A 14,746-nucleotide genomic window follows, 5' to 3' on the forward strand; every position below is an offset into this window, starting at 1 on the left:
CAGAGTAACTTCAATGGGTGGATTTAAAGAAGTAGGACGTTCATCCATGTTATTGCAAACACCCAACAGCCGCGTATTATTAGACTGTGGTGTTAATGTTGCTGCATCAGATAATAAAAATGCATTCCCTTACTTGAATGCACCTGAATTTTCAATTGAAGAGTTAGATGCAGTTATTATATCTCACGCTCACTTAGATCATTGTGGATTTGTACCTTACCTTTTCCATTATGGATATGATGGACCAGTATACTGTACAACCCCAACTAGAGATTTAACAACACTTTTACAGTTTGACCACTTGGATATTGCCCATAGAGAAGGCAATCCTTTACCTTTTACTTCAAAACACGTAAAAGAAGCAATCAAACATACTATTACTCTTGATTATGGTGAAGTGACTGACATCTCACCAGACATAAGATTAACTTTACACAATGCAGGACACATATTAGGTTCCGCAATTTCCCACATGCACATAGGAGACGGAGCTCACAATTTAGTGTATACCGGAGATTTCAAATACGAACCTTCAAGATTACTTGAACCTGCAACAATCAGATTCCCACGTGCTGAAACAGTAATCATGGAAAGTACATATGGTGGAAAAGAAGATGTTCAACCTTCAAGAAATAATGCTGAAAAAGAAATGATGAAAACCATCTACAGAACACTTAAACGTGGTGGAAAAGTATTAGTTCCAGTATTTGCTGTGGGAAGGGCACAAGAGTTAATGGTCGTTTTAGAAGAGTACATGAGACACGGATTAATTGAAGAAGTACCAATCTATATTGATGGAATGATTTGGGAAGCAACTGCAATACACACTGCAAGACCTGAATACTTAAGTAAAGACTTAAGAGACCAAATTTTCCACATGGGAAGAAATCCATTTGTTTCAGACATGTTCAAAAAAGTTCAAAATCATGACCAAAGAAAAGAAATTGTCGAATCAAGACAACCTGCAATTATTTTATCTACCTCAGGTATGTTAACTGGAGGAAACTCCGTTGAATACTTCAAATGGTTATGTGAAGATGAGAAAAACACTTTAATCTTTGTAGGATATCAATCCGAAGGATCCATGGGTAGGAGAGTTCAAAAAGGTTGGAAAGAGATTCCTCTCGAAGACGATGATGGAAGAACAAGACAATTCTGTGTCAAAATGGAAGTTAAAACAATTAATGGATTCAGTGGACACTCCAACAGAAGACAACTTATGGAATATGTTAAAAGACTTAATCCAAGACCTGAAAAGGTCATTACCTGTCACGGAGACCCATACAAAGCTGTGGACTTAGCATCCTCAATCCATAGGAGTTATAAAATTGAGACTAAAACTCCAATTAATTTAGATTGTGTAAGAATTCATTAATAATTTAAATACTAATTAATACATAATTAATATTATAATAGTAAAGTTGTAAACTATTACAACTTTTATAATTTTATTTTTATTCAAACAAGGTGTAAATATGGTTACTTATTCAGAATCAGGCGTTGATATAGATTTAGAGGCAGTTACTGTTTCAAAATTAGCTGATAAACTTAAATCAACACTAGAATGTAGAGATATTATTACAGACAGTGGTCATTATGCTGCTTTAGTTAAATTAGGAGACAAAGCTATTGCAATGAGTACTGATGGTGTTGGAAGTAAAATTTTAATTGCAGAAATGATGAACAAATATGATACAGTTGGTATTGATTGTATTGCCATGGTTGTAAACGATATTTTATGTGTCGGAGCAGAACCCATAGCTTTAGTTGATTATCTTGCAGTTGAAAAACCTGATCCTGAAAGAGCAGCAGAAATTGCTGAAGGTCTTGTTACTGGTGCAAACGAGTCAAAAATCGCAATTATTGGTGGTGAAACTGCATCACTTCCTGGAATTATTAAAGATTTTGATTTAGCTGGAACAGGTATTGGATTTGTAGATATCGATAAAATCATTACCGGAGAAAATATTCAACCTGGAAATGTTTTAATTGGTATTGAAAGTAATGGTATTCACTCCAACGGTTATAGTTTAGCTAGAAAAGCATTATTTGATGATGCTGGCTTTACAGTTGATGATAAAATGCCTAATGGAGAGACTACCATTGGTGAAGAATTGATTAGGCCAACTGAACTTTACGTAAAACCTATTGTTGCATTGTTTGAAAAAGAATATAAAATTAATGGACTTGCCCACATTACTGGTGGAGGATTTACAAATCTCAGACGTTTGAAAAAAGGCGTAGGATATGAAATAACTGACCTTCCAGAAGTTCCAGAAATATTTAAATTAATTTATGAACAAAACGTAGACATTAAAGAGATGTACAAAGTATTTAACATGGGTGTCGGTTTTGTTGTTATCTGTGATGAAAGTGAAGCAGATAAAATTATGGAGACTTTAAAAGATTATTGTAGCTGCCAAATAATTGGTAAAGTAATTGATGATGAAAAAATTACTGTAAAAGCATTTGAAGGGTCTCAACTTGAATACTGATTTAATTAACTAATGAGGAGTGATAAAATGAAGATAATGAAAGATAAAGAAATAGCTCTTGTAAAAGAAATACTAAAAAAATTAGGGGCTAGTGAAGAAGATCAAGAATTAGTAGCAGAAGCTACTATTGATGCAGATTTAAAAGGATTCACCTCACACGGACTTGGCAGATTCCCACAATACCTTATTAGTATTGAATCAGGAACCATCAACTTAAAAGATAATATTACTATTGAAAAAGAAACTCCTGCAATTGCTTTAATTAATGGTAACAGTGGATTTGGACAAGCAGTATCTTATAAAGCTATGCAAATTGCAATTAAAAAAGCTAAAGAAGTAGGTATTGGATGTGTAGGAGTTCACAATACCAATCACTTTGGAGTTACTGGATTTTATTCTGATTTAGCATTAAGAGAAAACTGTATTGGTTTAGTACTCGCAAATACTGACCCTGCAATTGCACCATTAGGCGGTAGCGAAGCTTTGATTGGAACCAACCCTCTTGCATTAGGAATTCCATCCGAATCATACATTACAGTAGACATGGCAACTTCAGTTACTGCACGTGGAAAGATTATTGAATCAAAAAGAAAAGGTCTGGATTTACCTGATGGATGGGCATTAGATAAAGATGGAAATCCAACAAATGACCCTGAAAAAGCGCTTGAAGGATCAATTTTACCATTTGGTGGATTTAAAGGATATGCATTATCTTTATTAATTGAAATTTTAACAGGACCATTAGTACAGGCAGGATATGGTCACGGCGTAACAGGAACTGCATCACCAGACAAAGATTGTACCAAAGGAGATTTATATGTCGTAATTGACCCATCCAAATTTGGTGACTTTGGAGATTTCGTATCAAATACTGAAGACTTCATATCACAAGTTAGGGCAACTGGTGAAAATGTAGCTATTCCAGGTGATTTAGAAGTTAAACGGATTGCTGAAGCCGAATCAAATGGTGTAGCAATCGATGAAAAATTATACAATCAATTAAAAGAAATCTGTGATGATTTAGAAATCAACATAGATTCTTACATTGAAGAATAAACATATTCTTCATATTCTTTTTTTATTTTTCATTTTAAAAATATAATGAAAATTTGTTATATTGGTCAAAAAAGCCAAATTGATTTGATTAAAACAAAAACAATATATATTAAAAATTTTAAAAATTATTATACTAGAAAATTTAACTGTTTTTTTAAAAAATTTTCTTTTTAAAAAAGGAGGATAATAAGTATGAAACTTAAAAACTCTTATATCTTATTGATAGTGATGTCAATATTCCTATTGATAAGTATTGGATCCGTTTGTGCTAATGATGTAAGTGATGCACAATTAGCTAATGATGGATCTGACGTTATCGCAGTCGATAACGGAAATTCAATAGTTTCAGATGATGAAGCAAATGCAACACCTGAAAAGATTGATACAAGCGTAGTTTCCGAAGATGTTAGGATAAATGAAGGGGAAACTGCAAATATTAATGTAGCTGTAAAAGACAACGAATCCAATCCGATTACTATTGAAAAAGCAAATCTTACAGTTACTGAATCAAACAATAACATTAACTTTAATTATAATAATTCTGTAATTACAATTCTTGACAACCTAGTTGCAGGTAATCACAGTTTGGTAATTAACTATTTGGGAAATGATAATTACACCAATTCCTCAACAAGCATCATATTGTCTGTTGTTGGAAACTATACTATGAACGTACCTGATTCTGTCAATGTGAACGGTACAAAAATGGTTGTCGTGCCAATTGAAATTACAAATAAAGTAGATGTATACGAAATAGATAAAAATAAATTAACATTAGTATTATCATATACACAGAACAATGAAACCATAACTAAACCAATAAATGATTTTGAATTAGTGAATGGTGAAATTAAATTTGATTATACTGTAAATGTTACTACATGCACATTAGCTATTGATTATACTGACGATACACTTTCATTAACCCAAAACACTACAGTCAATAGAAAATTTGACACCACTGTAGTATCCGAAGACGTTAGGGTAAATGAAGGAGAAACTGCAAATATTAATGTAACTGTAATAGATGACGAATCAAAAGTTGTTACCATTGAAAACGGAACTATTAGTGTTACCGAAGCAAACAATACTGTTCACTTTGATTATAATAATTCCGTGATTACAATTACTGACAACTTACCTGCAGGAAACCACAGTTTAGTCATTACTTATTTAGGCAATGATTTTTACACTACTTCCTCAACAAATATCACTTTATCTGTTGTTGGAAACTATACTATGAACGTGCCTGCTTCCGTTAATATGAATACTACAAAAATAGTCGTCATACCAATTGAAATTACAAATAGTGTAGATGTTTATGAAATTAATAAAAATAATCTAACTTTAGTCTTATCATATACTGAAGATAATGAAACCAAAAACAAAACAATAGATAGTTTCGATTTGATCAATGGCACAATCACCTTTAATTATGATGCAAACATTACTCCAGGTACTTTAACCATTGATTATAATGATGATGCACTTTCATTAACCCAAAACACTACAATTAATCAAATAGTAAATGGGAAAATTATAATCCTTAATCTAGAAGCAGAATACAGAAGTAATAATTTCACATTCTTGCTTGTAGATATTGATAATAATGATACCCCTATTGCAAATAAAAGCTTAAAATATACTATTATAACTGGTAGTATCAACACTGCTGGAACAATTAAAACTGATGACAACGGAATTGCATTAATAGACAATAGATATTTAACTATTTATGTAATGGATGGAGGAAGTATCGAAGGTAAAGCAATACCTGTTGGAACTCAATTATTCAGTCTTGAATCTGATGATTCATCCTTGATTTGTGAAAAAATTGAAGATTACTTCAATATTACCAAAGTTACAATCAATATCACTATTGAAAAATATAAAGAATATTACGGTAGTGAAAAACAAGTTGTTATTAATGTGACTAATGCTAAAAATGGTGATGGAATGTATGGTATTATTATCCATTTATACATGGAAAATACCACACAAAAAGATTTCTATTTAATGACCGGTACTGACGGAACTTGCGGAATAAGTGTTTACAATTCAACTACTCAAAGTGGTTTAGTTGGTGGAACCTACCCTATGGTTGTGTCTAACAACGATACAGTAAACATTGAAAATACAACTACTGCCGGCAACATTACTATTGTGCCTGTGCCTGTTAAATACACCATTAGCGGCAATACTCAGTATTATAATACTGGAACAAGCGCTACAATTAAAGTTACAAGTAAATTAACTGGTAAAGCAGTGCCTTATGCATATGTACTTGTTCAATTAGACGGAAAATCCAAAAAAACTTATTTATTACAAGCCAATAAAAAAGGAATTGTTAAATTCTCAGCTTCCTTAAATGTTGGTACACACAAAATGGTTGTAAATTCAGCAGATACTAGATACTCCGCTAAACAAGTAACAAGCAAAATTACTGTTAAAAAAGCAACAGGAAAAATTACTGCTCCTAAAGTAACTGCTTATTACAAACAAGGAAAATACTTTACCATTAAATTGACTAACACTAAAAACAAAAAACCAATTTATGATGCAAAAGTTAACATTAAAATCTTTGTAACAAGTACCAGTTACTACAATTACAATGGTAAAACCGGATTAAACGGACAATTAAAATTATTGATTGACCTAAAACCAGGTACATACAAAGTTGTAGTTAGCGGTAATGATAATAAAGATTATACCGCTAAAGAAGTTACATCAAAAATTGTAGTTAAAAAAGCTCCAACAAAATTATCTCCTACTAAAGTAACTGCTAAAAAAGGCGAAAAAAAATTCTTTAAAGTTACTGTGAAAAACACAAAAACTAAAAAAGTTATTAAAGGAGTTAAAGTTAAAATTAAAGTTTACACAGGAAAAACCAGTAAAACATACACTGTGAAAACTAATTCCAAAGGAATTGCACAATTAAATGTCAAATCCTTAAAAGTTGGAACTCACAAAGTTGTTGTCTCCTCAGGAGACCAATACTGTGTTGCAAAACCTGCAACTTCAAGTATTATAATAACTAAAAAATAAATTTAAAGAGAATTAATTTTCTCTTACTTTTTTTCTTTTACATACTTCGCATAGAACCCATCAGTATCAGCATATATTGCATAAAAACCGAAATCTTCAGCTTTTTTTATTGATGACTTAATATATTCCCTTCCCCATGAAGTAATTGCTTTTGCACATTCGAACGAATACCATCTGAAACGAGGAAAACCATAGATACCATACATAGTATTTGCCAATCTCTTAATAGCTTGCTGCTGTACATCCAAAGCCTTTTTTTCTGTTTCATCATCTGATGCTTTCATTTCACGTTTAATTCTAAACCTTTCCTGTAAGATTTTATCAATGACAGATGGGATAAAACCTTGAGGATTCTTTTTAAACTTTAAATCATGTTCTGGAGATATGTTATATTCATCTTCATTTTCAATATCTCCCACAACCAAAACATCCGGAGATATGTTTTTAGAAATAATTATGCTTGGATATAGACTTCTAAAGTCAAATTGAACCAGATTTTCATGCAATCCTTTTTCAGGTTCCCTTACATATCCCCCTTCATTATCTTCAGCAGAAGCCCTATCTGCAAAGTTGGATCCTTGCTTATTTGGAACAACCTCCTCATCAAAATAAGCCTGCTTTACCAAAAACCATTCTGCCTGTTGGCCTGTAGCCATACGTGAAACATCAAATAATGGTTGACCTATAATACGAGTAAGCTCTAAATTAAGTGGTAAAGTTTGCTCGGCAATTCTTAAGGTAGATACAACATCATCCAAAGAGTAATCAAATAGATTATCTAATTCTTCACCTTCATTATCCCAGAATTCCCAAATCCTATCTCCTGGAACATCTATCTTTTCCTCACCGAACAGTTCATAGTAAACCCTCTCAAGAGTATATCTCTCAAGAGTCATGTATCTTCTCATAACCAGGTACAAATCTACATGAATCAATCCCTTAAAGGAAGCCGCATTGGCATATCCTCTTCTTATGAACTTAATATCTGATTCATCCATCCCAATATCCAAGTCTATGCCAAAGAGTTTAGCCCTGTCCTTAAGATATGGGAAATCGAAGTTGTCTGAATTGTATCCTACAATAATATCAACATTATTTTCCTTGATTATCTTTATAAACTCTTCAATCATTTCCTTTTCCGATGATACCTGAAATACAAAATCATCCCTGTCATCAGAGTTTGTTTTTGTTGAAATGACTTGGTTTATACCAAAATTACTGGCAACACCAATCATGATAATTTCATCTTCTTCTGAGTTTGGCATTCCGTGAGGGTTTCTAACTTCCAAGTCAAAACTTAAAATACGAAAATCACGAGGATACTCTTCCAAACGAGCCAAATCCTCAGTGAGCTTAATGATTTCAATATCTTGTTTACTTGAATCCAAATTTAAAAATGAATCTAACTTTTCTCCGGTGGCTACCACTTCAGTCATTGGAATAACATCCCTATCCATCAGGTATCTCCTATAAAATGGAATGTCAAATTCCCTTATTTGAATTACACTTTCCAAATCCCTTAGAGCATCCCTATTTTTTGCAATTTCCTGAGGATGTTTGAATGTCACCTTCAGAAATTCATTTTCAATCTGAAAATCTTTTTTCATGACCTTTTCAATCCTAACTACATCAAGATTGTCTTGAATCTCTTCTATGCACGCATCCAAATCATCAGACATCACATATAAGTATGGTTCAAAAGTATCGTCAAGCAATACAACATTTTTATCTCCATCTTTTGAAAACAGCCTTATTACAGGCTTTTCCTCATATGTAACATAATCGATGTCTAAAATTACAACATTTCTCTGCAAATTATCCCTCGCTTATTAGAAACTCTTTTCTGTAACTGTCCAGAACTGTATAAGTCACTGCCAAAATCAAAGGCCCAACAACAAAACCAACGAGTCCATAAACCAGAGGACCTGATAAAAATCCGATCAGTAATATTAATGGATGAATTTCAGCATAATGACTTGAAAGCGCCGGCCTTATGTACATATCTACAGTGCTTAAGAACAGTCCAAAGATTAGGACAACAACGGCTCTTGGATAATTGCCACTGAAAACATCCATGAAGAACAGTGCCCAATATACCGGCCAAGGCCCAAATATTGGAATCAATTGTAAAATACCAGTTATTACACCTAAGAAAATACCAAATGGATAACCTAAAAGGTAATAACCGATACAACCGAAAATACCTATAATAACTGATGTTAAAACATGCCCATAGAAAATACTTTTCAAAACATCTTTTACAGATTCAACAGTATTGTCGAAAAATTCGCCATATTCACTAGGAACAAAGTCCCTGATAAAATTAAAGCATCTATCTCCATCACGAACAAAATAAAATACGGAAAAAATCAGAATAAATAAATCTAAAGTAATGTTTGCAAACTTACCCAATACGTTTGCTGAATGATTCAAGAGGAAATTTCCAACTTGAGTTATTGTTGAATCAATATTTGAGTCCATTGCAACGGTATCCAACGGCAAGTAGGCTGAAAGTTGGGAAATAGCCCTATCGACATCAAGAGAAAAATTACTTGCAAGAAGAACATTTACGAAATTATAAAGTTCAAATGAGACATAAGCTACCAACAATATAAGCGGTATTAAAACTACCACCATTGCAAGTATTGTTGAAATAGAAGAGTATTTCAGCTTGGATTGAATTTTAAAAGCTACTGGCCTAATTCCATAAGCCAAAATAGCTCCTAGAACAATCATGTTTAAAACCGGAAATATAAACATTAAAGAAATTATTAATAAGAACAATATTAGGAGTACAGGTGGAGTTAAATAATTTTTAATGTCAAAACTCATTTTATCACCCTAACTCTAGTATTTTACGCCAGAAGCATCCCTTCTGTATTTTCCAAACTCTGTAATCTGATTAATCTTATCATTTCCGAAAACTGGACCCTCTACACAGATTCTCCAACCTTCACTATCAACACAACATTGTCCACATACGCCTAGAGCACATTTCATATATCTTTCAAGAGAATATTGCGCAGGTATTTCAGCACCTTCAAGAATATCGAAGATACCCTTCATCATTATCTCAGGTCCGCAAACAAATGCATAATCATAAGTCGAACTTTTAAGTAAATCAACGAGACAATCAGTTGCAAATCCTTCAAATCCATAACTTCCATCATCAGTGCAAGGATGAACATTTGCACCTAACTTTTCCAAACCATCACAATATAACAACTCATCTTTTGTAACTGCCGCTGCAACAACATCCACATTGTTGCCTTTTTTAACCAAATCACTGGCAATTGCATTAATAGGAGCCATACCAACGCCTCCACCAATGGCCACTATATTCTTGCCTTCAAAGGAATTGTTAAATCCGTTACCATAGCTTCCCCTAATTCCTATCTGGTCGCCAACGGCCAAATCATGAATCTGTGAAGTGAATTCACCAATATTTTTTACGGTAATTGCCAATTCATTGTCGTTGATTTGGGCAATTGACATCGGTTTTTCATTTTTGAAATTCCAAACCATTATGAATTCACCAGGATTTGGAGTTCCCAACTTATCCATATCCCAATCAAATTTAAATGTTTTAATTGTAGGAGTTTCATCAATAATCTCTTTAATTTCTACGATTTTTGGTTCATTAATCATTTTTACAACTCCCTATGTGCAAGTCCAACCATCTCATCAATGGATGAAAATCCTTTTTCTTTCATGAACTGTACCAGTCCTTTGTTGATGTCATCAAATACATTAACTCCTTCATCCATGATGGCTGTTCCGATTTGTACTGCTCTTGCACCAGCATAAATAAATTCAACAACGTCTTCATAAGTATAGACACCGCCGACACCAATCAATGGAATGTCGACTGCTTCATAAACAGAATAAACATTACTAATTGCAATCGGTTTGATTGCACGACCGCTCATACCACCAAATTTATTTGATAAAACCGGACGGGCAACATCAATGTTGATTTTCATACCCGGACCCAATGTGTTGATTAAAGATAATGCATCAGCTCCTGCATCTTCACAGGTTTTTGCAATTTCAGTAATGTCAGTGACATTAGGAGTCAATTTAGCAATGATTGGAATATCTGCAACATCACAGGATGCAGAAACGATAGTATGGCTTAAATCACAGCTTTGACCTATTGAAGCACCATAGCCGTCCATAGCATGAGGACATGAAATATTCAATTCAATCATGTCAACGAATTCCTGAACGTCTTGAACCAATCTAGAAAATTCGTCAGGTGTTGCACCATAAATAGATGCTATTACAACATTGTTTTCTCTTTCTATCTTTTTTAATTCCTCTTTAAAGTTCTCAACACCCGGATTTGAAAGCCCAATAGCATTTATAATTCCTCCTTCAACTGCAACCGTTGTCGGATTAACATATCCCGGATGAGGATTTAAAGAAAATGATTTTGAAACGACTCCACCAGCACCGGATTTTAAAATCCAATTCATTGATGAAGCATTACTTCCCATAATACCTGCAGCAAGCATTAAAGGATTTCTAAACTCAACCCCACAAACATTTGTCTTTAACATAATATCATCTTTGTAATTAATTATTTAATTAGTTTTTGTAAATTTATCAATAATCTCCTGATATTTTTCATTTTGTAATTTTAAACTTATGATATTGGTTTTATTAGATTTTATTATTTCTTCTTTGGATTTAATTAGATTATCAATTTGTTCATCTTGTTTTTGAATAATTGCATCTTTTTGTTTGAGTAAATCTTCATAGGTTTTAGATATTTTTCTCATCTGAACTTCCAAGTTTTCTGTGTTTGAATTTAACTGTTGTTTATAATCATCAATTAATAATCTCAAATATTTAACTTGGTCCTGTTTATCCTCAATTATTGCATCCCTTTCTTTTATTTTTTTAGATAAATCATCCAATTCATTAATTCTTGCCTTATCATAGTCTATTTTTGTATCCAGCTTATCTTCTAGATTTTTGTTTTGATATTTCAACTTAGTGGAATATAACTTCAGTTTATTGATTTCCTCTTGTCGTTCCTGAAGTTCCATCGTAAGCTCATCGATTTCAGCATTCTTAAGTTCCAGCTCATATTTCAAATCATTTAAACTTTCTTTTGACATGACTACAAAACCAAAATAGTAATTAATATTCTATTACTTTTTAATCAAATTAAATTTTTTCATGAAAATGCTTATTATAAATGAAAAAAATATTTTAACTCATGGAATGCTATATAACTTACTGTGTTAAAGGATTTTTTGCTTTCAATTCACAAAATGAGCTAATTATAAAAAAATTATTCCCAGAAGATGAAATTGTAAATAGATTAGCTCAAATTGATGAAAAGGAAATTGTTGGCGAAGAATCTGAAATAATTGAAGAACTTTCGACTGATTATGATGAAATAATTATCGAGTCAAATAAGAGATCCTCCGATTACAATAATGAGAAAGTCCATGTGAAAAAACCAAATCAAGGTGGAGAATACCTAAGGTCAAACTATGATGAATTTGACATTGATTTTAAGGAAATTACTGAAGTTTACAGAAATTTAGCAATTTACAGGATAAAAAAGGATTCTGCTTCCGAAGACAAGCACCTAATTCAAGCCATTAATTCCATCGATGAAATTGATGAAAGTATTTCCAAATTAATTGAAAGAATTAGGGAATGGTATGCACTATACTTCCCAGAAATGGACATAATTAAGAATAATGAAACTTATATAAAGTTAATTTCTCAAAACAAAACAAAAGAAGCAATTGTTGAAGCAAAACCAGAGGCATTTCCAGATGAAATCATTGATATTGATGACGATATTGATCCAAGGGATTTGGAGATAATGAACAATTACGCAAATTCAATTTATGAACTTCAAAAATCAAGAAAAAACATTGAAGACTACATTGATAAAAAAATGGAAGTAATTGCTCCAAATTTAAGGCTTCTTGTAGGTCCATCACTTGGTGCCAAGTTGATTTCACATTCTGGAGGACTTAAAAGACTTGCAATGTATCCTTCAAGTACAGTTCAAATCATGGGTGCTGAAAAGGCATTATTCCGGCATTTAAAAAGTGGAGACCGACCACCTAAATATGGATTGATTTATCAACACCCTCAAGTCAGAGGCGCAAAATGGTGGAATCGTGGAAAAGTTGCCAGAATGCTTGCTGGAATGATATCCCATGCATCCAGAAGAGATGTTTTTACCAAAACATTTGATGAGAATGTTGCAGAAGAATTTAAATTGAAAGTAGAGGAAATTGAAAAAAATAATCCATTTCCAACAAAGACATCTAAAAAAAGAAAAGAAGAAAAGAAAAAATCCAGAAAGGGCAAGAAAAAAGGAAGAAAAAATAAAAAAAGGAGATAGAGCATGAATGTTTATTTTAAAGATGGAAATGTTGCTACTAAAAATTTAAATCCTGGAATTTCGGTATATGGCGAAGAGTTAATTCAAGAAGATGAAGAATATAGAATTTGGAACCCAAGACGCTCTAAATTAGCAGCTGCTCTTTTAAATGGATTGGAAAATTTAAACCTTGAAGAGTCTTCAAAAGTACTTTACCTGGGTGCATCAACTGGAACAACTGTTTCACACATTTCAGATATTCTAATTGATGGAAAAATATATGCCGTTGAATTTTCACCAACTACAGCAAAAAAATTAGTTCAACTTTCCCGTCAAAGACTTAATATTGCTCCGATTTTAGGTGATGCAACAAAACCTAAAGAATATCTAAACATTGTTGAAAAAGTGGATTTAGTATACTGCGATGTTGCCCAACCAACACAAACAGAATTATTTATTAAAAATATGAATCTATTTGCAAATGATAATGCAATGGGAATTATAACAATTAAAGCTAGAAGTATTGATGTTGTACAAAAGCCTAAAAAGATTTTCAAAGAACAAGAGAAGAAATTGAAAGAAAAAGGTTTTAAGATTATTGAAAAAGTGAAACTGGAACCTTACGAGAAAGACCATATTGCATTGTTAGTAGAAAAAAATTTTTAAAAAAAAATAACAAACCTTCACTAGCAAATGCCTAAAAAAATAATTCTAAGAAAATTAAAAAAATACTACAAAATTCATTGAAAAGTATTACTTAGATATGTATCAATATATATCAAGCTTTTGCAATCTACTCCACAATCACATACAATTATAGTAATGTTAAAAATAATTTTATAAATTATTATATAATATTTAGAATATATAATCATACACATACATTTTATACATATAGGAGGAGATTTTTATTAAGCATAAAATTATAATAGCTACGATAATTTTATTTGCTTTAATCAGTTTATCCTGTATAACTGCGGCAGACAACAATGCAACTGCCGAAATAATAGCACAAGATACTGACATAAATGCTGATGAAACAGTAGTACAAGACAAAGATATAAACACCGAAGAGATTTTAACAAATGGAGAAAATGATGTAATTTCCTCTTCAAACGTGGAAATTTTAAATGCGAAAGATAACGGGACTTTCAAGGATTTGCAGATTAAAATCGATGCTACTGGAGAAGGAGGTACGATTAATTTAACAAATGATTATACGTATAATGGAACAGATGAGGAAATAAACATAAATAAATCCATTACTATCAATGGTAATGGTTTTACAATTAACAGTCTGGGAAACTCCAGAATATTCAATATAAAGGCTTCCAGCAATATTTTTCTAAACAATATCACATTTGTAAACGGGAAATCTGATTTGGGTGGAACCATCATATTCAATAATGACATTTCAAATATAGTCATTGACAACTGTAAATTTATAAGGAATATTGCAACTGTAAATGGTGGTGCGATTTATATTAATGCTTCCGTTTCTAATTGTAAAATCAATTCCACATTCATCAATAATAATGCATATCGAGGCGGAGCAATATTCTTTAACAATGAAACTGATAATGTTATAATTGATGGTTATTTTGAAGGTAATGAAGCTGAAAGAATTGGTGGAGCAATAGTTTTCCAAGCTAAAGCATCCAACAATATAATTTCTGCCGAATTTAATAATAATAAGGCAAACAATGCCAGTGGCGGAGCCATATTTTTCCGCAATCTTGCTGAAAACAATCAATTTGAAGGTATTTTCACAGCTAACTATGCAAATCAGGGT

13 protein-coding genes and 1 pseudogene are annotated in these 14,746 nt (G+C 32.2%); 7 read left to right on the plus strand and 7 right to left on the minus strand.

The genetic code is table 11. The annotated features are described in order from the left end of the window. The 4 genes from ACKI32_RS02335 to ACKI32_RS02350 form a co-directional block, all read left to right on the plus strand. A partial coding sequence (locus ACKI32_RS02335) for a beta-CASP ribonuclease aCPSF1 (RefSeq protein ID WP_407413090.1) occupies positions 1-1,375 on the plus strand: 1,375 nt, incomplete at its 5' end. A 100-nt stretch (positions 1,376-1,475) separates the two neighbouring features. Then, on the plus strand, positions 1,476-2,495 hold the full coding sequence (purM, locus tag ACKI32_RS02340) for a phosphoribosylformylglycinamidine cyclo-ligase (protein WP_407413092.1): 1,020 nt from the start codon (positions 1,476-1,478) through the stop codon (positions 2,493-2,495). Between the two features lie 27 nt (positions 2,496-2,522). Further along, positions 2,523-3,551 (plus strand): L-sulfolactate dehydrogenase, encoded by a 1,029-nt coding sequence (gene comC, locus ACKI32_RS02345; protein WP_407413094.1) that lies wholly within the window; start codon positions 2,523-2,525, stop codon positions 3,549-3,551. A 192-nt stretch (positions 3,552-3,743) separates the two neighbouring features. Next, complete coding sequence (locus tag ACKI32_RS02350; RefSeq protein ID WP_407413096.1) at positions 3,744-6,596, plus strand: hypothetical protein; 2,853 nt, start codon at positions 3,744-3,746, stop codon at positions 6,594-6,596. Positions 6,597-6,619: 23 nt separating this feature from the next. Here ACKI32_RS02350 and ACKI32_RS02355 read toward each other — a convergent pair whose 3' ends face one another. The 5 genes from ACKI32_RS02355 to ACKI32_RS02375 are packed head-to-tail and all read right to left on the minus strand — an operon-like array spanning position 6,620 to position 11,722. Further along, positions 6,620-8,410, minus strand: a complete 1,791-nt coding sequence (locus ACKI32_RS02355; protein WP_407413098.1) for a DNA polymerase domain-containing protein — start codon at positions 8,408-8,410, stop codon at positions 6,620-6,622. A gap of 1 nt (position 8,411) precedes the next feature. Continuing rightward, complete coding sequence (locus ACKI32_RS02360; RefSeq protein WP_407413100.1) at positions 8,412-9,428, minus strand: AI-2E family transporter; 1,017 nt, start codon at positions 9,426-9,428, stop codon at positions 8,412-8,414. A 15-nt stretch (positions 9,429-9,443) separates the two neighbouring features. Continuing rightward, positions 9,444-10,244 carry a dihydroorotate dehydrogenase electron transfer subunit gene (locus ACKI32_RS02365; RefSeq protein ID WP_407413102.1) on the minus strand — a complete coding sequence of 267 codons (801 nt, stop codon included), beginning with the start codon at positions 10,242-10,244 and terminating at the stop codon, positions 9,444-9,446. 2 nt (positions 10,245-10,246) lie between these two features. Next, positions 10,247-11,158: a dihydroorotate dehydrogenase gene (locus tag ACKI32_RS02370; protein WP_407413104.1), complete on the minus strand. Its 912-nt coding sequence runs from the start codon at positions 11,156-11,158 to the stop codon at positions 10,247-10,249. Positions 11,159-11,182: 24 nt separating this feature from the next. Further along, positions 11,183-11,722 carry a coiled-coil domain-containing protein gene (locus ACKI32_RS02375; protein WP_407413106.1) on the minus strand — a complete coding sequence of 180 codons (540 nt, stop codon included), beginning with the start codon at positions 11,720-11,722 and terminating at the stop codon, positions 11,183-11,185. A 101-nt stretch (positions 11,723-11,823) separates the two neighbouring features. Here ACKI32_RS02375 and ACKI32_RS02380 point away from each other — a divergent pair, with 101 nt between their 5' ends. Both ACKI32_RS02380 and ACKI32_RS02385 read left to right on the plus strand, forming a co-directional pair. Continuing rightward, the gene (locus ACKI32_RS02380; protein WP_407413108.1) at positions 11,824-12,975 is read left to right on the plus strand and encodes an NOP5/NOP56 family protein; all 1,152 of its coding nucleotides are present in this window, start codon (positions 11,824-11,826) and stop codon (positions 12,973-12,975) included. Between the two features lie 3 nt (positions 12,976-12,978). After that, positions 12,979-13,620, plus strand: coding sequence for a fibrillarin-like rRNA/tRNA 2'-O-methyltransferase (locus ACKI32_RS02385; protein WP_407413110.1), 642 nt, complete (start codon positions 12,979-12,981; stop codon positions 13,618-13,620). 192 nt (positions 13,621-13,812) lie between these two features. Here the strand turns inward: ACKI32_RS02385 and ACKI32_RS02390 are convergent, their stop codons facing one another. Together ACKI32_RS02390 and ACKI32_RS02395 are read right to left on the minus strand one after the other, a co-directional pair. Continuing rightward, entirely contained in the window at positions 13,813-14,010 is a 198-nt protein-coding gene (locus ACKI32_RS02390) for a hypothetical protein (protein WP_407413112.1), read from the minus strand. A gap of 148 nt (positions 14,011-14,158) precedes the next feature. After that, a complete protein-coding gene (locus tag ACKI32_RS02395) occupies positions 14,159-14,293 on the minus strand; it encodes an SBBP repeat-containing protein (RefSeq protein ID WP_407413114.1) in 135 nt (44 codons plus the stop codon). A 42-nt stretch (positions 14,294-14,335) separates the two neighbouring features. Between ACKI32_RS02395 and ACKI32_RS02400 the strand changes: the two are divergent. Further along, positions 14,336-14,746, plus strand: a pseudogene (locus ACKI32_RS02400) (hypothetical protein); the annotation flags it as partial.

Source organism: Methanobrevibacter sp. (assembly GCF_045611865.1).
Lineage (GTDB): Archaea > Methanobacteriota > Methanobacteria > Methanobacteriales > Methanobacteriaceae > Methanocatella.

Excerpts from the sequence above, each read along its gene's own strand:
- purM (WP_407413092.1), top strand. The coding sequence starts at position 1,476 with ATGGTTACTTATTCAGAATCAGGCGTTGATATAGATTTAGAGGCAGTT.
- comC (WP_407413094.1), top strand. The coding sequence starts at position 2,523 with ATGAAGATAATGAAAGATAAAGAAATAGCTCTTGTAAAAGAAATACTA.
- ACKI32_RS02350 (WP_407413096.1), top strand. The coding sequence starts at position 3,744 with ATGAAACTTAAAAACTCTTATATCTTATTGATAGTGATGTCAATATTC.
- ACKI32_RS02360 (WP_407413100.1), bottom strand. The coding sequence starts at position 9,428 with ATGAGTTTTGACATTAAAAATTATTTAACTCCACCTGTACTCCTAATA.
- ACKI32_RS02365 (WP_407413102.1), bottom strand. The coding sequence starts at position 10,244 with ATGATTAATGAACCAAAAATCGTAGAAATTAAAGAGATTATTGATGAA.
- ACKI32_RS02370 (WP_407413104.1), bottom strand. The coding sequence starts at position 11,158 with ATGTTAAAGACAAATGTTTGTGGGGTTGAGTTTAGAAATCCTTTAATG.
- ACKI32_RS02375 (WP_407413106.1), bottom strand. The coding sequence starts at position 11,722 with ATGTCAAAAGAAAGTTTAAATGATTTGAAATATGAGCTGGAACTTAAG.
- ACKI32_RS02380 (WP_407413108.1), top strand. The coding sequence starts at position 11,824 with ATGGAATGCTATATAACTTACTGTGTTAAAGGATTTTTTGCTTTCAAT.
- ACKI32_RS02385 (WP_407413110.1), top strand. The coding sequence starts at position 12,979 with ATGAATGTTTATTTTAAAGATGGAAATGTTGCTACTAAAAATTTAAAT.